This window comes from Paenibacillus sp. MMS20-IR301, assembly GCF_032302195.1.
Classification (GTDB): domain Bacteria; phylum Bacillota; class Bacilli; order Paenibacillales; family Paenibacillaceae; genus Paenibacillus_AQ.
The window spans coordinates 4,808,920-4,831,666 of sequence record NZ_CP135275.1 but is presented as its reverse complement, the minus strand read 5'-3'; the positions used below and the strand labels follow the sequence as shown (position 1 = coordinate 4,831,666).

The 22,747-nt window shown below is 52.0% G+C and carries 14 protein-coding genes, 14 tRNA genes and 3 rRNA genes; 26 read left to right on the top strand and 5 right to left on the bottom strand.

Translation table 11 applies throughout. The features are described 5' to 3' along the window. Positions 1-4: 4 nt before the first annotated feature. Complete coding sequence (locus LOS79_RS20755; protein WP_315411992.1) at positions 5-901, bottom strand: NADP-dependent oxidoreductase; 897 nt, start codon at positions 899-901, stop codon at positions 5-7. A gap of 149 nt (positions 902-1,050) precedes the next feature. Between LOS79_RS20755 and LOS79_RS20750 the strand changes: the two genes are divergently transcribed. The 5 genes from LOS79_RS20750 (at position 1,051) to LOS79_RS20730 (ending at position 5,444) form a co-directional block, all read left to right on the top strand. Beyond that, a complete protein-coding gene (locus tag LOS79_RS20750; RefSeq protein ID WP_315411991.1) occupies positions 1,051-2,310 on the top strand; it encodes an MFS transporter in 1,260 nt (419 codons plus the stop codon). A gap of 110 nt (positions 2,311-2,420) precedes the next feature. Beyond that, positions 2,421-2,861 (top strand): HEAT repeat domain-containing protein, encoded by a 441-nt coding sequence (locus LOS79_RS20745; RefSeq protein WP_315411990.1) that lies wholly within the window; start codon positions 2,421-2,423, stop codon positions 2,859-2,861. Between the two features lie 105 nt (positions 2,862-2,966). Then, the gene (locus LOS79_RS20740; protein ID WP_315411989.1) at positions 2,967-3,914 is read left to right on the top strand and encodes a nitronate monooxygenase; all 948 of its coding nucleotides are present in this window, start codon (positions 2,967-2,969) and stop codon (positions 3,912-3,914) included. A 23-nt stretch (positions 3,915-3,937) separates the two neighbouring features. Further along, positions 3,938-4,510 (top strand): hypothetical protein, encoded by a 573-nt coding sequence (locus LOS79_RS20735; protein WP_315411988.1) that lies wholly within the window; start codon positions 3,938-3,940, stop codon positions 4,508-4,510. Positions 4,511-4,589: 79 nt separating this feature from the next. Next, positions 4,590-5,444, top strand: a complete 855-nt coding sequence (locus tag LOS79_RS20730; RefSeq protein WP_315411987.1) for a CPBP family intramembrane glutamic endopeptidase — start codon at positions 4,590-4,592, stop codon at positions 5,442-5,444. 72 nt (positions 5,445-5,516) lie between these two features. Here the strand turns inward: LOS79_RS20730 and LOS79_RS20725 are convergent, their stop codons facing one another. After that, the gene (locus tag LOS79_RS20725; protein ID WP_315422359.1) at positions 5,517-7,058 is read right to left on the bottom strand and encodes an acetate--CoA ligase; all 1,542 of its coding nucleotides are present in this window, start codon (positions 7,056-7,058) and stop codon (positions 5,517-5,519) included. A gap of 328 nt (positions 7,059-7,386) precedes the next feature. Here LOS79_RS20725 and LOS79_RS20720 point away from each other — a divergent pair, with 328 nt between their 5' ends. From LOS79_RS20720 to LOS79_RS20710, 3 genes are all read left to right on the top strand, one after another. After that, positions 7,387-8,217 carry a methyl-accepting chemotaxis protein gene (locus LOS79_RS20720; RefSeq protein WP_315411986.1) on the top strand — a complete coding sequence of 277 codons (831 nt, stop codon included), beginning with the start codon at positions 7,387-7,389 and terminating at the stop codon, positions 8,215-8,217. A 211-nt stretch (positions 8,218-8,428) separates the two neighbouring features. Beyond that, positions 8,429-8,968: a GNAT family N-acetyltransferase gene (locus LOS79_RS20715; RefSeq protein ID WP_315411985.1), complete on the top strand. Its 540-nt coding sequence runs from the start codon at positions 8,429-8,431 to the stop codon at positions 8,966-8,968. Between the two features lie 118 nt (positions 8,969-9,086). Beyond that, positions 9,087-9,806, top strand: a complete 720-nt coding sequence (locus tag LOS79_RS20710; RefSeq protein WP_315411984.1) for a stalk domain-containing protein — start codon at positions 9,087-9,089, stop codon at positions 9,804-9,806. A 171-nt stretch (positions 9,807-9,977) separates the two neighbouring features. On the opposite strand, the gene LOS79_RS20705 is transcribed toward LOS79_RS20710, so the two are convergent. Continuing rightward, a complete protein-coding gene (locus LOS79_RS20705) occupies positions 9,978-10,103 on the bottom strand; it encodes a DUF4023 family protein (protein ID WP_397386672.1) in 126 nt (41 codons plus the stop codon). A gap of 466 nt (positions 10,104-10,569) precedes the next feature. Here LOS79_RS20705 and LOS79_RS20700 point away from each other — a divergent pair. The 18 genes from LOS79_RS20700 to LOS79_RS20615 all read left to right on the top strand — a co-directional run bounded on the left by LOS79_RS20700 (position 10,570) and on the right by LOS79_RS20615 (position 19,011). After that, a 16S ribosomal RNA gene (locus LOS79_RS20700) occupies positions 10,570-12,117 on the top strand. Positions 12,118-12,440: 323 nt separating this feature from the next. Next, a 23S ribosomal RNA gene (locus tag LOS79_RS20695) occupies positions 12,441-15,366 on the top strand. Positions 15,367-15,510: 144 nt separating this feature from the next. Then, positions 15,511-15,627: ribosomal RNA gene (gene rrf, locus LOS79_RS20690) — 5S ribosomal RNA — on the top strand. The 16S, 23S and 5S rRNA genes sit together here with 14 tRNA genes alongside, the layout of an rRNA operon. 63 nt (positions 15,628-15,690) lie before the next feature. Further along, positions 15,691-15,767, top strand: a tRNA-Ile gene (locus LOS79_RS20685). Positions 15,768-15,770: 3 nt separating this feature from the next. Then, a tRNA-Asn gene (locus LOS79_RS20680) sits at positions 15,771-15,846 on the top strand. 4 nt (positions 15,847-15,850) lie between these two features. Further along, positions 15,851-15,940 (top strand) — tRNA-Ser (locus tag LOS79_RS20675). Positions 15,941-16,081: 141 nt separating this feature from the next. Beyond that, a tRNA-Glu gene (locus tag LOS79_RS20670) sits at positions 16,082-16,156 on the top strand. A gap of 137 nt (positions 16,157-16,293) precedes the next feature. After that, positions 16,294-16,369: transfer RNA gene (locus tag LOS79_RS20665), tRNA-Val, on the top strand. Positions 16,370-16,455: 86 nt separating this feature from the next. After that, positions 16,456-16,532 (top strand) — tRNA-Met (locus LOS79_RS20660). Between the two features lie 72 nt (positions 16,533-16,604). Next, positions 16,605-16,682, top strand: a tRNA-Asp gene (locus LOS79_RS20655). Between the two features lie 207 nt (positions 16,683-16,889). Then, a tRNA-Gln gene (locus LOS79_RS20650) sits at positions 16,890-16,964 on the top strand. A 69-nt stretch (positions 16,965-17,033) separates the two neighbouring features. After that, positions 17,034-17,109 (top strand) — tRNA-Lys (locus tag LOS79_RS20645). Between the two features lie 17 nt (positions 17,110-17,126). Further along, positions 17,127-17,210 (top strand) — tRNA-Leu (locus tag LOS79_RS20640). A 7-nt stretch (positions 17,211-17,217) separates the two neighbouring features. Next, positions 17,218-17,292 (top strand) — tRNA-Gly (locus LOS79_RS20635). A gap of 10 nt (positions 17,293-17,302) precedes the next feature. Beyond that, positions 17,303-17,379, top strand: a tRNA-Arg gene (locus tag LOS79_RS20630). 137 nt (positions 17,380-17,516) lie between these two features. Continuing rightward, positions 17,517-17,590, top strand: a tRNA-Pro gene (locus LOS79_RS20625). Between the two features lie 12 nt (positions 17,591-17,602). Further along, positions 17,603-17,673: transfer RNA gene (locus LOS79_RS20620), tRNA-Gly, on the top strand. Between the two features lie 387 nt (positions 17,674-18,060). Beyond that, positions 18,061-19,011 carry a helix-turn-helix transcriptional regulator gene (locus tag LOS79_RS20615; RefSeq protein ID WP_315411983.1) on the top strand — a complete coding sequence of 317 codons (951 nt, stop codon included), beginning with the start codon at positions 18,061-18,063 and terminating at the stop codon, positions 19,009-19,011. A gap of 72 nt (positions 19,012-19,083) precedes the next feature. Here the strand turns inward: LOS79_RS20615 and katA are convergent, their stop codons facing one another. Then, positions 19,084-20,535 carry a catalase KatA gene (gene katA, locus LOS79_RS20610; protein WP_315411982.1) on the bottom strand — a complete coding sequence of 484 codons (1,452 nt, stop codon included), beginning with the start codon at positions 20,533-20,535 and terminating at the stop codon, positions 19,084-19,086. A 384-nt stretch (positions 20,536-20,919) separates the two neighbouring features. Continuing rightward, positions 20,920-22,536, bottom strand: a complete 1,617-nt coding sequence (gene glgP / locus LOS79_RS20605) for an alpha-glucan family phosphorylase (protein ID WP_315411981.1) — start codon at positions 22,534-22,536, stop codon at positions 20,920-20,922. Positions 22,537-22,747: the final 211 nt, after the last annotated feature.

Below are 22,747 nucleotides of genomic sequence, written 5' to 3'. Positions count from 1 at the left end.
CTTTCTATTCCTGTGATTTGAACTGAATCACATGTATGCCATGCATCTGCCGGCTTTCGCTGTAATCCTGCGCGCCGCGCAGCCCGTCCGCACTAAATGGGAAGATTCCGCCGATCAACGGCTTCAGCCGGCGTCCGGCGGCAAGCCGGGCCAGCTCAGTGAGCTGGAAGGGGTCGGCAGCGGGTACAATGTACGCTGCATTAACACCCTGCTGCGCGGCCTTACGCGGATCGGGGGTGCCGGCCGTGGAAACGAGCTTGCCTCCGGGTGCAAGCACGGCGAAGCTGCGGTCCAGGGCAGCGCCGCCGCCGGTATCAATAACAACATCAATGCTCCGCCCGAGGATGGCGGTGAAATCCTGCTCCCCGGAGCAGATCGCCTGATCGGCTCCAAGCTCCCATGCCAGATCAAGCCCGTTCCCGCTGATCGTCGTAATGACGGTAGCTCCCCGCAGCTTGGCAAGCTGCACCGCGAAGCTGCCGGTACCTCCCGTACCGTCATGGATCAGTACGCGGTCCCGGCCGGATACCTGCGCCCAGGCCAGTGCCTGCCAGGCGGCCAGTCCGGCTGCGGGCAGGATGCCGGCAGCCTCGAAGGACAGCCCTTCAGGCTTCAGCGCAAGCTCATGCCCGCTTGCCAGCATATATTCCGTGTAAGTCCCGCCCTCCTCAGCAGACATTAGACCAAATACCGCATCGCCGGGCTTGAAGCGGCCGACCCCGGAGCCGGCCGCTGCCACTACTCCGGCAATCCCGCTGCGGGTCTGTCCAATTCCCGGATGAACAGAAATTGCGTATGACTCGATCAGTACTTCATGCTCTCCGGGAATGGGCAGCGGTACCGTAATCTCTGTTAATTGCCCGGTTAGGCCGGCTCCAGCCGCAGTGTAGGCTCTCATCATGCAGTATACCTCCTAGTACTGCGCGCTGCGCAGTTTGTCCATACTATACTTTACAGTGTCTGATATTCCAAATCCATTGTCCCGAGCAGCGCAAACTATGCTAGAATATGTACGCGAAAGTGCTAAGAAAGAGGAGGAATCCCCTGACAATGAACACTGACTGGAAAAAGAACATTGTACTGTTTCTGACAAGCCAGACGATTTCGCTTTTCGGGTCTTCACTGGTCCAGTATGCGATTCTGTGGCATATCACCCTGAATACACAGTCCGGAGTGATGATGACGATCTCGATCATCTGCGGATTTGTGCCGATGTTTCTGCTGTCGCCCTTTGCCGGTGTCTGGGCTGACCGTTACAGCCGCAAATGGCTGATTGTGATTTCCGATTCGCTTATCGCAGTTTCTACGTTAATTATGGCTATATTATTCCTGCTCGGATACGACTCGATGTGGCTGCTGTTTGTGGTATCGGCCATTCGTTCCCTGGGAGGCGGGGTACAGACGCCTGCCGTGGCGGCCATGCTGCCGCAGCTGGTGCCTGAAGACAAGCTGACCCGGATCGGCGGAATCAACGGCAGTATTCAGGCTATGGTGATGCTGCTGTCGCCAATGCTGAGCGGAGCGCTGCTGAGCATGGCGAGTATTGAAGCGATTTTCTTCATTGATGTGATCACTGCCGCTATAGCTGTTGCAACCCTGTTCCTGTTCGTGCAGGTGCCGCTGCATGCGAAGGCTGGTGCGAAGCAGGCCATCAGCTACTTTGCCGATATGCGCCTCGGCTTTGATTATATCCGGCAGCATGCCTATATTAAGAGCTTTTTCATCTTTTGCGCCTTCTTCTTTGTGCTTGCCGCCCCGGTATCCTTTCTGACCCCGCTGCAGGTGACCCGGACCTTCGGGGAGGATATCTGGCGGTTAACCGCCATTGAGATTACCTTCTCGATCGGGATGATGCTGGGCGGGCTGCTGATGGCAGCTTGGCCGGGCTTCCGCAACCGCGTGCACACGATGACCATGTCGGCATTCGCTGTGGGACTTTGCACTTTTGCGCTTGGGTTAATTCCGGTCTTCTGGATCTATCTCGGCGTGATGGCAGTCGTGGGGCTTGCGCTGCCTTTCTTCAATACTCCGTCAACAGTGCTGCTTCAGGAAAAGGTAGAACCTGATTATCTGGGCCGGGTTTTTGGCGTACTGGGTATGATCTCCAGCTCTATGATGCCGCTCGGCATGCTGGTCTTCGGGCCGCTGGCAGATATGGTCCGGATTGAATGGCTGCTGATGATCACCGGGCTGCTGATGTTCGTTCAGGGATTTTTCCTCCTCGGCAACAAGGTTCTGATCTCGGCAGGCAATCCGGCTGCAGCTGCTGCTGAATCCTCTCCGGGCAGTCTGAATGGAGATTCGCCATAATTGCCTGATACTCCTGAATCCTATTAATGTTTGTATAAAAGATTGAATCAGGCAGTACAGTACGGTAGAATGCACTATATAAGATTTAACCAAGAAGGGGATTGTATCGTTTGAATAATGAAGAAGTAATCCAAGAGCTGCCCGAGAATTATGAAGAGCTGAAGAAAGCCGCCGGCCGCTCAGCCGATTGGAGAGCGCGTCTTGAGGCAGTCGAAGAGCTGGGCCGCTATAACCATAAGCAAATTATTGATATCCTGAACCGCCTGATGGTCAGTGATCCTGTATATACCGTCCAAGAAGCTGCCTACAACAAGCTGATTGCATTCGGTGAGGATGTAAAGGTTCCGTCGAAGAACAAAGCGGAGCTGTTCCGGGGCATATCCAAGATTGTGCTGCGCATTAAGAAGAGTCTTCCGCGCGACCATTCTTATGAGGAGTTCAAGGAGAAGCTGAAGAAGATGAGAATTGACGTCTATGACGCCTACGAAGGTGAGAAGGGCGAGAATTTCGATGCGTGGCTGGAGAAGTTGTGGGCATCGGCCGCCAAATAATTAGGGCACAGCAAGCGGAGCGATGGGGAATCACCTTATCGGTCCGCTTTTTTAATTAGCATGAAATTTGTAACCGGAATCCTATGAGTCTAGGGGGGAAACACTGTGAGTATTGCCGGAATGCTGGGAATTACCTATCCAATTATCCAAGGAGCCATGGCGCAGATTGCCTACGCCGGCCTGGCGGCAGCGGTATCGAATGCGGGAGGGCTTGGCGTAATCGCTTCGGGCGGGATGAGCGCGGAGCAGCTGCGGGAAGAAATCCGTAAATGTCAGAGCCTGACCGACAAACCGTTCGGCGTAAATCTGATGCTGATGGCCCCGAACCGGGACGAGCTGGCGCAGCTGGTGATGGATGAAGGAGTTAAGGTGGTAACAACAGGTGCAGGCTCGCCGAAAAAATATGTTGCCATGTGGAAAGCCGCCGGGATCATAGTCATTCCTGTAGTGCCTTCAGTACAGATTGCCCTGAAGATGGAGGCACTCGGTGTGGACGCTGTGGTGGCTGAAGGTACGGAAGCTGGCGGTCATGTAGGAGAAACGACAACGATGGTGCTGATTCCGCAGGTTGCGGATGCCGTGTCTATTCCGGTTATTGCTGCCGGAGGGATTGCCGATGGACGGGGGGCAGCAGCAGCTTTTGCTTTAGGCGCGAAGGGTGTGCAGGTGGGCACGCGGTTCCTGGCGACAGGAGAATGTCCGGCGCATGAGCAGTTTAAGCAGGCAGTTGTAGCAGCACAGGATGGCGATACACTGGTGACCGGACGTTCGCTCGGAGTTCCCGTGCGCAGCATTAAGAACCGGATGACGCTGGAATATATGCGGCTGGAGAATAGCGGGGCAAGCAGAGAGGAGCTCGAAGCGCTGGCAATGGGTTCGCTGGGCCGCGCCGTGCGGGAGGGCGATACGGAGAATGGTTCGGTGATGGCCGGCCAGATTGCCGGGCTGGTACATGAGATCACGACCGTCCGGCAGGTAATTTCCTCGATGTTCGCAGAGGCTAAGGCCGTAAGCCGCCAAGTGTACGCAATGACTGATGAAGTTCATAATTAATTAATAGAGAAAAGGATGATTTCATGCTTACCGATACCTTTCAGCAATATTTAGCTTTATCCGCACAGCTGCGGCCCGGCTACATTGCCAGTCTAGGCAAGGCTCCTGCTGAGGGAAGTGCAGTACTTTCAGTATTCACGCCGGAAGTGCCTGCACTTCTGCAAGCAGTTTATAATAACGTTCTGGGCACCAGCAGTGAAGAAGAAGAGCCCAGCCTGATTGAATTTATTCCCGGCTACCGGCTGATTCATATTGATGAATACGCCCGGGAGGTGCAGGTGCTGGCAGGTATATTGCAGGAAAAAGGCTATACCGGCGGCGGTACGATTTTTCCGCTCCTGACCAACTATGGCAGTGATTTCATCTGCTACTATCAGTCAGAGGACGGGGCGGAGCGGATTTGTGATCTGCTGCATGACTTCGGCGATCTGGTAGTTATGTACGATTCACCGGAGAAATTCCTCGAGACATTATGCGAGTTCTACAAGCAGGAAGTGTATTTCCTCGATGAAGAGGGTTATCTCGACTGTGATCTGGTTATGGAAGGCGAAGTAGGCGCGTCACTGAATCCGGGTGCGAACTATTGGTCGGAGTAAGTTCAAATGATAGTGCAGGGAATCTCCCCTTCATGGCCGTCTAACGGTTACATGAAACAAAGGAAGGGGAGTTTTCGACATGCAAATCCTGTTCAGAAACCGGGAAGGGCGGCTGAGGGCAGTCTGGGAGATTATGGCGGTGGTTGCGGCTATCATCACCCTTATGGCAGTGGTCTCTTTTGGCTTATCACTGCGGGTTGGTTCAAGAGGGTTATTCGATCCTGACGGCTGGGTGCGCGTATTCAAATCTACAGGCCTCTATTCATTTGCCGTTGTTTGTTTTACGGTAAAGGTCATTCATAAGCGCCCGTTGTCTGATATCGGACTGTCCAGGCCTGACGGCAAACAGTTTGCTGCCGGATTTGCCGGCGGCGCGCTGCTGTTAACCTCTATTGTGCTGGTATTGTGGGGGATGGGGAATGCTTCCTTTCATAGCGAATGGCTGCGCCCTTCATTCGGGGGGCTGGATGCGGCGGATATCGTGGTTACAGTGCTGCTGGCCGGAATTTGTGAAGAGGTGTTATTCAGAGGGTATCTTCAGCATCTGCTGTCTTCAAGAATCGGTGTTCCGGCGGCGGTGGGCATCACCTCTATCCTGTTCTCGCTTGCCCATGCGGCCAATCCCGGATACAGCTGGATCAGTGCGCTGAACATTATGATCATTGCCCTGATCTTCTCGCAGGTGACGCTGCGGACAGGCAAACTGTATGCGGCAATTGCCCTGCATCTTTCCTGGAATCTGTTTCAAGGCTACATATACGGCGTTGCGGTCAGCGGTAATACGCCCAGGGGCCTGTATTCGGTCTCCTTAAGCGGTAATGAACTGCTGACCGGGGGGGAATTTGGCCTGGAGGGCAGTCTGGTTACTACACTTATTCTTATTATTCTGTCTGCTGCTTTGCTATTGATAGCCAGGAATCCTAAGTCCCGATAGTAAAAAGCCCCGTTACCTGCATCACTGCAGGGTAACGGGGCTTTTATTGTTTCCGGAGTGAGCCGGCAGAATTTACTCCTGCGCAGCCTTTTTCTCCTGCTCACGCAGCTCAATCCGGCGGATCTTGCCGGAAGTCGTTTTCGGCAGGTCGGTAATGTATTCAATCTTGCGCGGATACTTGTAAGGGGCGGTCTGCTCCTTAACATGGGCCTGCAGCTCTTTGGTCAACTCCGGTGTACCGGCGTGGCCGTCTTTAAGCACGATGAACGCTTTGACGACTGAGCCGCGGATCTCATCAGGACTTGCTACCACTGCACATTCTTTAACCAGATGATGCTTCGTTAAAGCTTCTTCCACTTCAAAGGGTCCGATGGTGTAGCCGGAGCTGATGATGATATCATCACCGCGCCCCTCGAACCAGAAATAGCCGTCCTCATCCTTGCGCGCCCGGTCGCCGGTGACGAAGTATTCGCCATGCGAGGCGTTTGCTTTCCGCTCGGGGTCTTTATAGTAGTTCTGGAACAATGCCGGCATGCTCAAATGTACGGCGATATCCCCGACCACTCCTGCAGGGAGGGGATGACCTTCCTCGTCGATGACCTCAACAATGCCGGGAGCAATCGATTTGCCCATAGAACCGACACGGATCGGCTCATCCTTCAGCGCTGCAATAATCAGGGTGCTCTCGGTTTGTCCGTAGCCGTCACGGATCGTAATATCGAAGTGCTGCTGGAAGGTATGGATAACCTCCTGGTTCAGCGGCTCTCCGGCGGATACCGCACAGCGCAGGCTCGACAGATCATACTGCGCAAGCCCCTCAGTCTTGGCCATCAGGCGGTATTCTGTCGGAGTGCAGCATAATACCTGGATCTTCTCATCCTGCAGCAGCTGCAGGTAGCGGTCGGGGTGGAACGAGCCGTTATAGACGAAGCCGGTGGCTCCGTTGCCCAGCACGGTCAGGAATGGGCTCCAGATCCATTTCTGCCAGCCCGGTGCGGCTGTAGCCCAGACAATATCCGATTCCCGGATATCAAACCAGAGGGAAGAGGTGATCCGCAGGTGGGCGTAACCCCAGCCATGAGTATGCACTACGGCTTTCGGGTTGCCGGTAGTGCCGGAAGTATAAGCCAGAATGGCGATATCATCACGGCGGCTTGCAACGGCAGGGAAGGATTCCGGCTGGCCTTCCATCAGGCTTTCTAGGTCTACCCAGCCGGCTTCGGGCGCGGCTTCACCGGCGGATACAGACAGGCGGTAGTCGAGAGACGGCAGGTCCTCAGCGATTTTATTCACCTCACCGGTAACCTCAGACCAGACAATAACGGCCCGGGCCTCGGAATGACGCAGCCGGTAAGACAAATCCTTGGCCCGCAGCATTTCAGAGGACGGAATAACGGCAAGTCCCAGCTTCAGACAGGCCAGATAGATGGCATAGGCGATAATGCGGCGGGGCACCATGACCAGGACCCGGTCGCCTTGCTTTAGTCCGAGAGCGGCCAGCCCGCCAGCCAGCCGGCTTGCCTGGGCCATAAGCGCTCCATAGGTGATTTCCTCCAGTGTTCCATTCTCATGCAACCATTTAAGGGCAATCTTCTCTTCAGGATGCCGCTCCATTTCCGAAGTGAGATTGTAGAATTCAGGTGCGATCCAGCGTTGATTATCCAAATGAACCTCTCCTATCTTAACGTATTGATATATCTGTTACCTACAGTATAGCACGTTCTCCTAGGACCAGATGCTAAATAGAACTTTTGGCACCGGAGAATGTTCTGTGACAGCTTTGATCTAAAGCTGAAATTTTATATGTGATCAGAAGGCGGTACTTTGGAAATAGAAAAAATGAATTTTTTTTCAGAAAAATCAAATTGCTCTTTCATTAGTTATGATCAGTGTTATAATCAGACCAGTCTATTGAAAAATATGGAACAGGCGGTTGATGGTTATGCTGGAGGATAAACGGGATGACAAGCTTGTGCAATTGCAGAACGTGCTGGATGTGATTCAAAAAACGTACCCTGAGGATGCTGCCCTCGTGCTTGCTGATACGGATAAGGTACTTGCCTATCTTCCCGGCCGGAAGATTGATCTTAAGGTTCCGGTGGGGGCGCCTATCGGGAAATTCAAAGGAACGGTATCTTATGCGGCACTGGAGACCGGAGAAGTGCAGCATGAGGAGCGCGGCCCTGAAGCCTTCGGCATGGCGTATCTTTCGACAGCAGTGCCGGTTACGCAGGATGACGGAGAAATCATCGGTGTCATTTCAGCGATGGTCTCCAATCACAGGACGGCCAGTCTTCAAGACGGGGCGCAGGAGCTATCTTCCCTGGTGCAAGAGATGACAGCTACCTCTGAAGAGGTTACCCGGTCCTCGCTGGGAATAACCGAGCGGCTGGACGGGCTGGTCAGCAGCTCGAATTCGATGGTGCAGGATATCGAGAGCAGCTTTGAGATTCTGTCCGCCGTCAAGCGGATTGCCGACCAGTCGCATATGCTGGGACTGAATGCGGCAATTGAGGCAGCGAGAGCCGGAGAGCAGGGCCGCGGCTTCGGTGTAGTGGCTACTGAGATCCGCAAGCTGGCTAACGACAGCCACGCTCTGGTCAAGAACATTCACGGCCAACTGGCCGGAATGAAGCAGGCCATTCTGCAAATGGACCAGTCCATCCAGCAGATTATGGCCTTCTCGCAGCATCAGGGGCAATCCATGCAGGAGCTGAGCCGTGCCTTTGAGCATGTGGCCAGTACAGCAAATGATCTGTCGAATCTGGAATAATCCGGGACTTATCCTATAGATATAATATCAGCTAATCAGCGGATGCCTTCGGGCATCTTTTTTTATAGAAGGAATATGGAATGGTGCGGGTTACCGGGTGAAGTTATTCTTGCTGCAGTTACGGGTAAAATAATAGCAGGATACTCACTTTATAAGGCGCCAGCCTGTACGCAGTAATTCAATCTAATCAACAGAAAGCAGGCAACAGAGAATGGACAAGCAATCGCTAATTAGCGGAATGAACTTTAATGAGATTTTTGCTATTATGGAAGCTTCTTTTCCGGTGAGTGAAATTAGAACCTATAGCGGGCAGCAGGCATTGCTGAGTAATCCGAACTACCGGGTGTACACCGAGAAGGATGCTGAGGGCAGGACGCTTGCTTTTTTAGCCGCTTGGGAATTTCCCGCGCTACGGTTTATAGAACATATTGCCGTTAACCCGGAGATACGCGGCAGCGGGATCGGCAACAAGCTGATGAACAGTTATCTTCAGTGTTCGGACAAGCCGGTGCTGCTGGAGGTGGAACCGCCGGACGGAGAGCTGGAGAGGCGCAGAATCGGATTTTATGAGCGGCTGGGCTTTCATCTGAATCCCTATTCTTATGTGCAGCCGCCGCTGCGTGCGGGACAGGAGGATTTGCCGCTGCGCATCATGACTTATCCCCGGATGGCTACACTGCAGGAATTCCGGAAGTTCAGAGATATTCTGTATACGGAAGTGTATCAAGTGGCGGTGCGGGGCGGTGTATGATATCTAAGCTGCTCTGAATTACTTCTTTACAATCCGGATACAAGTTAGAAACAAGTTAATGGTTAAATGAATCTATAGCAGGGGACAACACAAACAATCATACTCAAGGGAGACGATAATGATGAAAAGCAAAAAAATGATCATAGCAACAATGGTATTCGGGATGGCTGTTTCAGGTACAGCGGGTGTATACGCAGGAACGAACCTGCAGAAGATCAGTGCCTATCTTAACCACAGCATCGGCTTCACAGTAAACGGAGCGGCCTTTACTCCAGTAGATAACAACGGTAAGACACTCGCCCCCATTACTTACAATGATACAACTTACCTTCCGGTCCGGGTATTGGCGGATGCACTTAAGGTACCTGTAACGTTCAATGCTTCCACGAACCAGGTTGTTCTGGGCAGCGGCTCCGGAACGGCTACACCTGATAATGGCTCAGCGATTACGCTGGCCCCGGTAACATACAGTGCGGCACAGAAACAAGAGATCACCAAGGCTTTCGCTAACTTCCAGGGCTTCGAAACGGCGTACGCTCCGGCACAGATGATTAGCGGCGATGCTTTCCAGAAGGTAGCGGGCGGTGAAGACGGCGTAAGCTTCCTGTTCAAAAAAATGCGTGTAAATGTATCTCCGCGTGACTACTCTTACGATTATGACGGTACTACAGTCAAGCTTTCTAATGGAACTGAAGCGAAATGGTATACCCCTTCGGATACCGCTATGCTGACCTTTGCGCTGGCTGACCGTTTTGTTACTATCAGTTCGCCGGACAAATCGCTCAGCAAAGCTCAGATTGAGAAAGTCGCTGTAAGTGTAGCAAAATTGAGCAAATAATCACTACTGCTTCTATATAGATGAAATAGACAGATAATTCTTCAGAAGCATATTTATAAAGTTTAAGTTGTTAAAAGAAAAGGGATGCCCCGTGCTGCCGGCTCGACCGGTACTCGCGGGGCATCCCTTTTTGCCAGCAGCTCGCTTGCGGCTCCCGATCTGCTGAGCGGGTTATTTATTGGAGCTATGCTGCTTATTCGCGAGCCGCGCTCCCGGTGTTCCTTTGCCGCGGCTTCTGTTTTTCAATGCTTTGCGCTGATTCTCCTGGAATTTCGCTACGAACTCATGAGTGTCCATTATAGTCCTCCTTAGATCGAATGACATGAGGTTGCCTAATGCTGATGAATACAACATTTGTACTGTAACCAGATATGGCTGATCTCATGCGCGGCAGGGCTGCGGCGGAAGCACTAAAGCTTTTGTAAATAATGCTTGCAATTGAAATCTGCACATGGTATATTCTATTTCTGGCCGCGAAACATCAACGCCTGGCTCGAAAAAAGAAGTTAAAAAAGAGCTTGCATTGATCGGCTGGATGTGATATATTATAAGAGTTGCTGGTGACGAGATAATCGGCGCTGACAACGAGTTTGATCTTTGAAAACTGAACAACGAGTGAGTATCGGAATTCACTTATGTGATTCCAAAAACAGAGAATGCAAATTCTCGTCAGATGTTTCAAAATGAGCAATCGCTCTTTAGATAGTTTTCGGATGGTTATTTCCTCGGAGTGATTCGGGTGAAGTAGCCGCTCGGAAAAACCTAATTGGAGAGTTTGATCCTGGCTCAGGACGAACGCTGGCGGCGTGCCTAATACATGCAAGTCGAGCGGAGTATTTCCTTCGGGAAATGCTTAGCGGCGGACGGGTGAGTAACACGTAGGCAACCTGCCCTCAAGACTGGGATAACTACCGGAAACGGTAGCTAATACCGGATAATTTCTTTTTTCTCATGGGAGGAGAATGAAAGGCGGAGCAATCTGCCGCTTGAGGATGGGCCTGCGGCGCATTAGCTAGTTGGTGAGGTAACGGCTCACCAAGGCGACGATGCGTAGCCGACCTGAGAGGGTGAACGGCCACACTGGGACTGAGACACGGCCCAGACTCCTACGGGAGGCAGCAGTAGGGAATCTTCCGCAATGGGCGAAAGCCTGACGGAGCAACGCCGCGTGAGTGATGAAGGTTTTCGGATCGTAAAGCTCTGTTGCCAGGGAAGAACGTCCGGTAGAGTAACTGCTACCGGAGTGACGGTACCTGAGAAGAAAGCCCCGGCTAACTACGTGCCAGCAGCCGCGGTAATACGTAGGGGGCAAGCGTTGTCCGGAATTATTGGGCGTAAAGCGCGCGCAGGCGGTCATTTAAGTCTGGTGTTTAAACCTTGGGCTCAACCTGGGGTCGCACTGGAAACTGGGTGACTTGAGTACAGAAGAGGAAAGTGGAATTCCACGTGTAGCGGTGAAATGCGTAGATATGTGGAGGAACACCAGTGGCGAAGGCGACTTTCTGGGCTGTAACTGACGCTGAGGCGCGAAAGCGTGGGGAGCAAACAGGATTAGATACCCTGGTAGTCCACGCCGTAAACGATGAGTGCTAGGTGTTAGGGGTTTCGATACCCTTGGTGCCGAAGTTAACACAGTAAGCACTCCGCCTGGGGAGTACGGTCGCAAGACTGAAACTCAAAGGAATTGACGGGGACCCGCACAAGCAGTGGAGTATGTGGTTTAATTCGAAGCAACGCGAAGAACCTTACCAGGTCTTGACATCCCAATGAAAGCATTAGAGATAGTGCCCCTCTTCGGAGCATTGGAGACAGGTGGTGCATGGTTGTCGTCAGCTCGTGTCGTGAGATGTTGGGTTAAGTCCCGCAACGAGCGCAACCCTTGACTTTAGTTGCCAGCAGGTAAGGCTGGGCACTCTAGAGTGACTGCCGGTGACAAACCGGAGGAAGGTGGGGATGACGTCAAATCATCATGCCCCTTATGACCTGGGCTACACACGTACTACAATGGCCGGTACAACGGGAAGCGAAGCCGCGAGGTGGAGCCAATCCCAGCAAAGCCGGTCTCAGTTCGGATTGCAGGCTGCAACTCGCCTGCATGAAGTCGGAATTGCTAGTAATCGCGGATCAGCATGCCGCGGTGAATACGTTCCCGGGTCTTGTACACACCGCCCGTCACACCACGAGAGTTTACAACACCCGAAGTCGGTGGGGTAACCCGCAAGGGAGCCAGCCGCCGAAGGTGGGGTAGATGATTGGGGTGAAGTCGTAACAAGGTAGCCGTATCGGAAGGTGCGGCTGGATCACCTCCTTTCTATGGAGAATCGTCTTCTGCAACGAAGACATTCAAATCTTAAATCTAACCGGTCGGTTAGTTACTCACTCGTTGGTCAGTTTTGAGAGTTTAAGCTCTCAAGTAAGACTTGATCCTTGAAAACTGGATACCGAAACGAATTTGCGTTTTAGAACATCTTTTAGCTGAAACTTGTGTAAGCAAGTTGAAATAGTTATTAGTTGATGAATAGCGAAGGTTTTCGATTGTGCAGCGACCTTTGGCTTTGAATGATCTAGCATACGGAGTGATCCGGAGGCGTCATTCAAAACAAGATGAGCAAACAAGCGAAACACCGGAGCGTTGGTTAAGCTAATAAGAGCACACGGAGGATGCCTAGGCGCCAGGAGCCGACGAAGGACGTGGCGAACAACGAAACTGCCTCGGGGAGCTGTAAGCAAGCTTTGATCCGGGGGTGTCCGAATGGGGAAACCCAGCTGTGGTAATGCACAGTTACTCATACCTGAATACATAGGGTGTGCAGAGGCAGACCAGGGGAACTGAAACATCTAAGTACCCTGAGGAAGAGAAAACAATAGTGATTCCGTCAGTAGCGGCGAGCGAACGCGGAACAGCCTAAACCAAGGGGCTTGCCTCTTGGGGTTGTGGGACGTCTCACATGGAGTTACAAAGGAATATGGTAGGTGAAGAGGTCTGGAAAGGCCCGCGATAGAGGTAAAAGCCCTGTAGCCTAAACTGTGTTCTCTCCGAGACGGATCCCGAGTAGTGCGGGGCACGTGAAACCCCGTATGAATCCAGCAGGACCATCTGCTAAGGCTAAATACTACCTGGCGACCGATAGTGAAACAGTACCGTGAGGGAAAGGTGAAAAGCACCCCGGAAGGGGAGTGAAATAGAACCTGAAACCGTGTGCTTACAAAAAGTCAGAGCCCGATCTATGGGTGATGGCGTGCCTTTTGTAGAATGAACCGGCGAGTTACGTTTAACATGCAAGGTTAAGGTGAGAAGCCGGAGCCGCAGCGAAAGCGAGTCTGAATAGGGCGACTGAGTATGTGGACGTAGACCCGAAACCGTGTGATCTACCCCTGTCCAGGGTGAAGGTGCGGTAACACGCACTGGAGGCCCGAACCCACGTATGTTGAAAAATACGGGGATGAGGTGGGGGTAGCGGAGAAATTCCAATCGAACTCGGAGATAGCTGGTTCTCCCCGAAATAGCTTTAGGGCTAGCCTCGGTGAATGGAGTGATGGAGGTAGAGCACTGATTGGGTGCGGGGCCCGCAAGGGTTACCAAGCTCAGTCAAACTCCGAATGCCATTACCTTCTTGCCGGGAGTCAGACAGTGAGTGCTAAGATCCATTGTCAAAAGGGAAACAGCCCAGACCATCAGCTAAGGTCCCCAAGTGTGTGTTAAGTGGGAAAGGATGTGGAGTTGCACAGACAACCAGGATGTTGGCTTAGAAGCAGCCACCATTTAAAGAGTGCGTAATAGCTCACTGGTCGAGTGACTCTGCGCCGAAAATGTAACGGGGCTAAACACACCACCGAAGCTATGGCTTGATGCAATGCATCAGGGGTAGGGGAGCGTTGTGTAGGGGTTGAAGGTGTACCGTAAGGAGCGCTGGACACTACACAAGTGAGAATGCCGGTATGAGTAACGAAAAGATCAGTGAGAATCTGATCCGCCGAAAGCCCAAGGTTTCCTGAGGAAGGCTCGTCCGCTCAGGGTAAGTCGGGACCTAAGGCGAGGCCGACAGGCGTAGTCGAAGGACAACAGTTTGAAATTACTGTACCACCGTAATCCGCTATGAGCGATGGGGTGACGCAGGAGGGTAGTGACGCGGACTGATGGATGTCCGTCTAAGCAGTGAGGCTGGTGTGTAGGCAAATCCGCACACCGTAAGGCTGGGCTGTGATGGGGAGCGAAAATTACAGTAGCGAAGGTCATGATCTCACACTGCCAAGAAAAGCCTCTAGCCAGGAGAAGGTGCCCGTACCGCAAACCGACACAGGTAGGCGAGAAGAGAATTCTAAGGCGCGCGGAAGAACTCTCGTTAAGGAACTCGGCAAAATGACCCCGTAACTTCGGGAGAAGGGGTGCCTCGGTAGGGTGAATAGCCCGAGGGGGCCGCAGTGAAAAGGCCCAAGCGACTGTTTAGCAAAAACACAGGTCTGTGCGAAGCCGTAAGGCGAAGTATACGGGCTGACGCCTGCCCGGTGCTGGAAGGTTAAGGGGAGTGGTTAGGGGTAACCCGAAGCTATGAACCGAAGCCCCAGTAAACGGCGGCCGTAACTATAACGGTCCTAAGGTAGCGAAATTCCTTGTCAGGTAAATTCTGACCCGCACGAATGGCGTAACGACTTGGGCGCTGTCTCAACGAGAGATCCGGTGAAATTTTAATACCTGTGAAGATGCAGGTTACCCGCGACAAGACGGAAAGACCCCATGGAGCTTTACTGCAGCTTGATATTGAATTTGGGTACGATCTGTACAGGATAGGTGGGAGCCGGTGAGGCAGGAGCGCAAGCTTCTGCGGAGGCGCCGTTGGGATACCACCCTGATCGTATCTAGGTTCTAACCTGGTACCCTAAGCGGGTACGGGGACCGTGTCAGGCGGGCAGTTTGACTGGGGCGGTCGCCTCCTAAAGAGTAACGGAGGCGTTCAAAGGTTCCCTCAGAATGGTTGGAAATCATTCGCAGAGTGCAAAGGCATAAGGGAGCTTGACTGCGAGACCTACAAGTCGAGCAGGGACGAAAGTCGGACTTAGTGATCCGGTGGTACCGCATGGAAGGGCCATCGCTCAACGGATAAAAGCTACCCTGGGGATAACAGGCTTATCTCCCCCAAGAGTCCACATCGACGGGGAGGTTTGGCACCTCGATGTCGGCTCATCGCATCCTGGGGCTGAAGTAGGTCCCAAGGGTTGGGCTGTTCGCCCATTAAAGCGGTACGCGAGCTGGGTTCAGAACGTCGTGAGACAGTTCGGTCCCTATCTGTCGTGGGCGCAGGAAATTTGAGAGGAGCTGTCCTTAGTACGAGAGGACCGGGATGGACGTACCGCTGGTGCATCAGTTGTTCCGCCAGGAGCATGGCTGAGTAGCTACGTACGGACGGGATAAGCGCTGAAAGCATCTAAGCGTGAAGCCCCCCTCAAGATGAGATTTCCCAATACGTAAGACCCCTTGAAGACGACGAGGTAGATAGGTTGGAGGTGGAAGTGCAGTAATGCATGGAGCTGACCAATACTAATCGGTCGAGGGCTTATCCAAGAATACCCCAAAAAGTGAAGAAGAGGCTAACGAAGCCGATTCCGAATACTTTCCGGGGGCCCCGTAAGAAGGGCAAACGCAAATTTCGTTTCGGATTCAGTTTTCAGGAATCAAATCCTGAAGCATTTACGCTGTAAATGCCCGTTTGGTGGCGATAGCGGAGGGGTTCCACGCGTACCCATCCCGAACACGACCGTTAAGCCCTCCAGCGCCGATGGTACTTGGACCGAAGGGTCCTGGGAGAGTAGGACGCCGCCAAGCGGACAATTCCACACACCTTGTGGTATTTTTTTTGCCCATAATAGCTGTATAGTGTACGAGAACGGGCCTTTAGCTCAGCTGGTTAGAGCGCACCTCTGATAAGGGTGAGGTCAGTGGTTCGAGTCCACTAAGGCCCACCATTTTCCCTGATAGCTCAGTTGGTAGAGCACTCGACTGTTAATCGAGTTGTCACAGGTTCGAGTCCTGTTCGGGGAGCCACCATGGAGAGGTGTCCGAGTTTGGCCGAAGGAGCACGATTGGAAATCGTGTAGGCGCCACAAGCGTCTCGAGGGTTCGAATCCCTCTCTCTCCGTAGCTTTGCTTCCTTGTAAGGGATGAGAACCCTCAGTGGTTCGTTGGAGCATAAGCTTCGTTAGCAATACATCGCAATCTCGTAACGAAGTGAAGAGTATCCCTCTCTCTCCGTAGCAGTACTTTTAGAAACAAACATTATGGCTCGTTGGTCAAGGGGTTAAGACACCTCCCTTTCACGGAGGTAACATGGGTTCGAATCCCATACGAGTCACCAATATCTTCTTCGATTTATGGGATGAGAATTCCCTGGGTTCGTTGAAGCATCGGCTTCGGTAGGAATACTTCGCAATCTCGTAACGAAGTGAAGAGTATCCCATACGAGTCACCATTTATTTTAATGATATATCTCATGGAGGCTTAGCTCAGCTGGGAGAGCATCTGCCTTACAAGCAGAGGGTCGGGGGTTCGAACCCCTCAGCCTCCACCATACACATTCCCCACAAAGTGAAGCAAAGACTTCGCAGAGGATTCCGGGTACTTTCCGGGGACCCCAAGGGACAATATTTTTACTGACGCGGGGTGGAGCAGCCCGGTAGCTCGTCGGGCTCATAACCCGAAGGCCGCAGGTTCAAATCCTGCCCCCGCAACCAATCCCCACAAAGTGAAGAGATGCTTTGTAGCATATTCCGAATACTTTCCGGGGACCCCAAAGTACCAAACTTGGAACCGTGGTGTAGTTGGCCTAACATGCCTGCCTGTCACGCAGGAGATCGCGGGTTCGAATCCCGTCGGTTCCGCCATCTTTATCTGCTTCAGGGATGAGATTCCATTTAAGGGTTCGTTGAAGCATAAGCTTCGTTAGCACTACATCGCAATCTCGTAACGAAGTGAAGAGTATCCCGTCGGTTCCGCCATCTTCATGGCATAAAGGTATTAGGAATTGTGCATCCTATATCTCGAAGTATAGAGTATCCATCCTATTCCGTAGGTTATGCTAATTATATTATTGGGGATTAGCCAAGCGGTAAGGCAACGGACTTTGACTCCGTCATGCATAGGTTCAAATCCTATATCCCCAGCCACTTCACCCCAAAAAGTGAAGTTAAGCTTAGAAGGTTAATCCGATTACTTTTCGGGGACCCCTTATATGCGAGCCATTAGCTCAGTTGGTAGAGCACCTGACTTTTAATCAGGGTGTCGAAGGTTCGAGTCCTTCATGGCTCACCATTTTCCTTGTAAAGTGTGCGCGTGTGGCGGAATGGCAGACGCACCAGACTTAGGATCTGGCGTTTCACGACGTGGGGGTTCAAGTCCCTTCACGCGCACCATGTTTTTGCGGACGTGGCTCAGCGGTAGAGCATCGCCTTGCCAAGGCGAGGGTCGCGGGTTCGATTCCCGTCGTCCGCTCCATATAGATTTTGCGCCCTTAGCTCAGCTGGATAGAGCGTTTGACTACGAATCAAAAGGTCAGGAGTTCGAATCTCTTAGGGCGCGCCATCTTTTCTTCTTTGAATATCCAAAGTGTCCTCAAGATTCGAACGAGTTCGTTGGAGCATCCGCTTCGATAGAATAACTTCGCAATCGGGTGCGTAGCATCCGTATCTCTTAGGGCGCGCCATCTTTTCTTCTTTTTTCGGGATGTAGCTCAGCTTGGTAGAGCACCTGGTTTGGGACCAGGGGGTCGCATGTTCAAATCGTGTCATCCCGATTTTATATTTTTGCGGGTGTAGTTCAATGGTAGAACTTCAGCCTTCCAAGCTGATAGCGTGGGTTCGATTCCCATCACCCGCTTATATAGTTGCTTAAGAAACTCTTGAATTCCAAGGGTTTTTTTTGTATATAAATATATAGGTTGAACGAACTTAAGACTTATAGAAAAGGCTGATTCTTATGGACACCACGGCCCTTATCCGCCGTTTTTCATGGGCTCACTCCATTTATTTGGTGAAATAACGGCGCTGGTGTCCGCAAGTCCGGCACTTTGGTGCCTTTCCGCAGGCTTAACGTCTCTCCTGTCCGTAACGCTTAGCTAATTTGACATGCATATGCCGGAGCGGCTGCTCTTTACTGAAATGAAAAATGCTGTATTTTTGCAGACTGCCATGTGCTATTGGAACTGATATAGTATAGCTATGGTATCATAGGCAGTATTTACATGGAAAGTAAGGAGCATTCGTTATGACAGACAAAGTAATTCGAATTTTTAAAATTATTAACGCCATCCAGTCGAATCCCGGAATTACGGCTGCAGACTTGGCTTTCCGGTGTGAGGTGAATATCAGGACGATTTACAGGGACCTCGATGTGATTAGCCATTTTGCCCCGGTTACGAATGAGGGGAGGGGGACGGGCTACAAATTTATGGGGAAATTCTTCATGTATCCGCTGGATTTCTCCGAGCAGGAGGAGCTGGCGTTCTCGCTTCTGCCCTCTGTCCTGAACCAGGAGCGAATCCCTCCGGGATTTCATTCCGCTTACGATAAAGTGATGGGTACACATTTGAAGGAGCGATCCAGACAGAATGGAACTCTCGACAACATTGCGGACATTATACAAATGGGCAAACCCGCTTACCGCAAAGAGAGCCGCAATTTCCTGCAGCCGCTCATCGGGGCTATTCTGGAGCAGCGTAGTATCCGGACGGTATACCACTCGCAGCTGCGTAATGTAACTACGGAACGCAAAATTGACCCTTACTATTTAATTCCGCGTGACCAGCGCTTTTACCTCATTGGGTATTGCCACTCCAAGCAGGCGATCCGGACTTTCCGGATCAGCCGGTTTCAGCAGGTAGAGCTGACGGCTGCAACTTTTGATAAAGGGAACTTCAATATTAAGCAGTATCTGAAAAATACCTGGTCGATCGACCGTGGCAATAAGAATATCACCTTCAAAGTGCGGTTTCATCCGGAAGTGGCGCGTTACATCAAAGAAGAGGAGTTATTCGTGCATCCGCGGATGAGCGATGAAGGGGACGGAACCCTGCTCTTTGAGGTTACTGTGAATAACGAGAAGGAGTTCACGAAATGGATTCTGCAGTACGGGCCGAAAGCCGAGATACTGGAGCCGGCATCCGCGAGACAAGGACTGAGGCAGCAGCTGGAGCAATGGATGAATGTGTACCGTTAGTCTATAAAAGAACATTAGCAAAGCCCCGGACCTGGGAGGTTCGGGGCTTTGTCTATGAACAAGCTCAAATTGTCACTGCGGCACAGAGAGTCCAAGACCTTCGGCAATCCGCTGGCCGAACTCCGGATCTGCTTTGTAGAAATGGCCGATTTGGCGCAGCTTAATCTCATCCTGCTCAACCGGAGCCATCGCTCCTACGATATTACTGACAAGGCGGGTCCGCTCTTCATCAGTGAGCAAACGATACAGATCACCCGGCTGGGTATAGTGATCGTTATGATCATAAGGCACACTGTCCGCCTGGCCGGAAACGGCAAAAGCAGCTGGTTTATTCTGCAGAGACTCGGTGGCTCCGCCGAGGCTGTTCGGCTCGTAGTAGACGGAGCCGCCCCCGTTATTCGTGTGGTTCATCGCACCGTCACGCTGATTATTGCTCACCTCGGCGATAGGCCGGTTAATCGGCAGATGGTTATGATTAGCTCCAACCCGGTAGCGGTGGGCATCCCCGTAGGCGAAGAGGCGGCCCTGGAGCATTTTATCAGGAGAAGCTTCTATGCCTGGAACAAATGAGCCGGGAGAAAAAGTAGCCTGCTCTACTTCGGCGAAGTAGTTCTCCGGATTACGGTCAAGCAACATGCGGCCCACCTCAATCAGCGGGTAATCCTTCTGCGACCATACCTTCGTTACATCAAACGGGTCGAAGCGGTAGGTATCGGCATCCTCTACAGGCATGATTTGCACATGCAGCCGCCAAGCCGGGAAATCCCCCTCAGCAATTGAATTAAATAAATCCTCTGTATGATAATCCGGATTATCTCCGGCAATCTGCGCAGCAAGCTTAACATCCAGGTTCTTAACACCCTGCTCTGTCTTGAAATGGTATTTCACCCATACTGCGGCGCCTTCAGCATTGACCCACTTGAAGGTATGACTGCCGAAGCCGTGCATATGACGAAGCGTGGCCGGAATGCCGCGGTCGGACATCAGAATGGTAACCTGGTGCAGGGATTCAGGGGACAGTGACCAGAAATCCCAGACGGCATTCGGGTTCTTGAGATGTGTCTGCGGATGGCGTTTCTGTGTATGAATAAAGTCCGGGAATTTAATCGCATCACGGATGAAAAAGACAGGCGTATTGTTGCCGACCAGGTCGTAATTGCCTTCTTCGGTATAGAATTTCACGGCAAAGCCGCGCGGATCGCGCACGGTATCGGCAGAACCCAGCTCTCCGGCTACCGTAGAGAAGCGGATGAACATCGGGGTGCGTTTACCGACCCCGGAGAGGAAGGCAGCTTTTGTATACTGGGACAGATCATTGGTCACTTCAAAATAACCATGGGCACCGGCACCTTTGGCATGGACGACCCGTTCAGGAACACGTTCCCGGTTGAAGTGGGCTAGCTTCTCCAGCAAATGGACATCCTGCAGCAGAGTAGGTCCCCGGGAGCCAGCCGTCATCGAATTCTGATTGTCGCCTACGGGTGCGCCCCAGCTTGTGGTTAATTTGTTGTTATTCTGACTCATGAATACAATCACCTCGTGTTAGGATTTGATATTAGATTAAGTATAAGTTTTATAATATCAATAATTTAAATAAAATCAATCCTTTTTTATAATTATTATAATTAACAATATGCGGAAGCAGGTAAGATCATGATAGGGAAGGCAGGCTGTGAGGAGAGAAATATATAGCGGCGGATATTTATTAATTGAAGGTGAGGCTGGAGGGACGGGAGGGGGCTGCAAGCATTTGTGGAAGGAATCAGGGAGTGTAAGTGGCCAGAGGTCTGCAAAGCGGATATGGAGATAAAAACTCCCGCCCGCAGCAGCGGACAGGAGCAGGAACGGACAGTACGGCGAGGCAGCAATGCCAGGGAAGCGGACGAAGAATAAAGATGCTGACGGCGCTCAGCCCTTGATATACATTCGATTATAGTATTCGTCCAGCATACGTTTGGTAGCGTATTCTGTACGGGTGGTCTCGATGCTGCGGTGCATCATCTGTACCCATTTCTCTTTGTTATTATAAAAGGTTGGGAGAACACGGTTCAGCAGCGTGTCGTACAGTGCGTCGCTGTCATGCTTGTCAAGCAGCTCAAAATCGGTTGTCTCGAAGCCGTCACCGATCTGCCAGCCGTTCTCGCCGTCGATACAGGCCTCCGGCCACCAGCCGTCGAGGATCGAGCAGTTCAGCACGCCATTCATCGCGGCCTTCATGCCGGAGGTTCCGCTCGCTTCCAGCGGTCTGCGCGGGTTGTTCAGCCAAATGTCGGAGCCGCGGGTCAGCTGTGCCCCGATGGTCATATCGTAGTTTTCCAGGAAGACCACGCTTTTCGGATATTTCTTCATCATGGCTACGAGGTTGCTGACGATTTTTTTGCCGTTGTCATCGAGCGGATGCGCTTTGCCGGAGAAGACAATCTGAATCCTGCCGCTCTCCAGGTAGGGTTCAATGATTTCCGGCTGGGAGAAAATCAGGTCACTGCGCTTGTAAGGAGCCGCGCGGCGGGAGAAGCCGATCAGCAGATTGTCTGCATTCAGGGCGATGCCGGAGCGCTCTTCAATAAAGCGGATCAGCTCCTGTTTAATCTCCTTATGAGTGGCCCATAGATCACCGCCTTCATCGTAAGCACGGGTGATGCGCTCATCTACCCACGTAGGGGTATGTATTGCGTTGGTGATGCCTATAATCTGCGATCTGCCGGCGACTTCTTTCCACATCTTATTAGCGGTATCCGCATGAAGCTGGGCTACAGCGTTGGAGATGCGCGAGAGGCGCAGACCGGCTACCGTCATATTGAACGGTTCTCCGCCAATCCGCTCCATCTGCGCACGGGTTAAGCCGTTGAAGGCACCCATATACTCCAGACGGTCCAGCGGATGGGTTTCGTTGCCCTCTTTTATCGGCGTATGGGTAGTGAACACAACCTCTTCGCGAGTAGCTTTCCAGGCCTCTTCGAAGGTGCTGCCGCCGGACATTTTTTCACGGATCAGCTGGGTGGCTGCCAGCGCGGCATGTCCTTCATTGAAGTGATAGACGTCGATAGGAATCTCCAGGGCGCGCATGGCTTTGACACCGCCGATCCCAAGGACGATCTCCTGGGCAATCCGCTCTTCGCCAAACCAGCCGTACAGCTGGCCGGTAATCCACGCATCGCTGTTCTCCGGGATATCGGTATCCAGCAGATACAGCGGAGTATTGCCGAACTGCTCTGTTTTCCATACTTTGCAGACGACATCGGTTTTTCTGACTTGGACAGTGACCTTGACGCCCGTATCCTCGAGGAAATCATATACATAATTATGGTAAGAATCGTATGGGTTGCCGTTTGCATCAATCTTCTGGTCCGTATAGCCCTGCTTCCACTTAAGACCGATGGGGATGACGGGGGCCTGAATATCCTTGGCGCCTTTGATGTAGTCTCCGGCCAGAATGCCCAGGCCTCCGGCGTACATTTTGAAATCGGAATGCAGCCCGTATTCCATGCTGAAGTAAGCGACTGAAGGTAAGCGGTTCTCGTTCACTTGATAAGCCTCCTAAGTACAATTGGAATGGTGATTCGGGATTACTGCAGGCTATATCTAAGGTGCAAACGTTTGCTCAAAAGGAAATGGCAAGAGCAAGTGCACACCTATTCTAGCATACTTGCTGTGTAAAAACACAGCGAACTTATTGATACATAAAAATTTGATTAACCCGGCCGCAGGCCATAAGATAAGAGGATAACAATGAGTA

What these genes read in the sequence shown, in the direction of transcription:
- katA (WP_315411982.1), bottom strand. Translation starts at nt 20,535, where the DNA reads ATGAGTCAGAATAACAACAAATTAACCACAAGCTGGGGCGCACCCGTA.
- LOS79_RS20730 (WP_315411987.1), top strand. Translation starts at nt 4,590, where the DNA reads ATGCAAATCCTGTTCAGAAACCGGGAAGGGCGGCTGAGGGCAGTCTGG.
- LOS79_RS20715 (WP_315411985.1), top strand. Translation starts at nt 8,429, where the DNA reads ATGGACAAGCAATCGCTAATTAGCGGAATGAACTTTAATGAGATTTTT.
- LOS79_RS20735 (WP_315411988.1), top strand. Translation starts at nt 3,938, where the DNA reads ATGCTTACCGATACCTTTCAGCAATATTTAGCTTTATCCGCACAGCTG.
- LOS79_RS20755 (WP_315411992.1), bottom strand. Translation starts at nt 901, where the DNA reads ATGATGAGAGCCTACACTGCGGCTGGAGCCGGCCTAACCGGGCAATTA.
- LOS79_RS20710 (WP_315411984.1), top strand. Translation starts at nt 9,087, where the DNA reads ATGATGAAAAGCAAAAAAATGATCATAGCAACAATGGTATTCGGGATG.
- LOS79_RS20615 (WP_315411983.1), top strand. Translation starts at nt 18,061, where the DNA reads ATGACAGACAAAGTAATTCGAATTTTTAAAATTATTAACGCCATCCAG.
- LOS79_RS20720 (WP_315411986.1), top strand. Translation starts at nt 7,387, where the DNA reads ATGCTGGAGGATAAACGGGATGACAAGCTTGTGCAATTGCAGAACGTG.
- LOS79_RS20725 (WP_315422359.1), bottom strand. Translation starts at nt 7,058, where the DNA reads ATGGAGCGGCATCCTGAAGAGAAGATTGCCCTTAAATGGTTGCATGAG.
- LOS79_RS20750 (WP_315411991.1), top strand. Translation starts at nt 1,051, where the DNA reads ATGAACACTGACTGGAAAAAGAACATTGTACTGTTTCTGACAAGCCAG.
- LOS79_RS20705 (WP_397386672.1), bottom strand. Translation starts at nt 10,103, where the DNA reads ATGGACACTCATGAGTTCGTAGCGAAATTCCAGGAGAATCAGCGCAAA.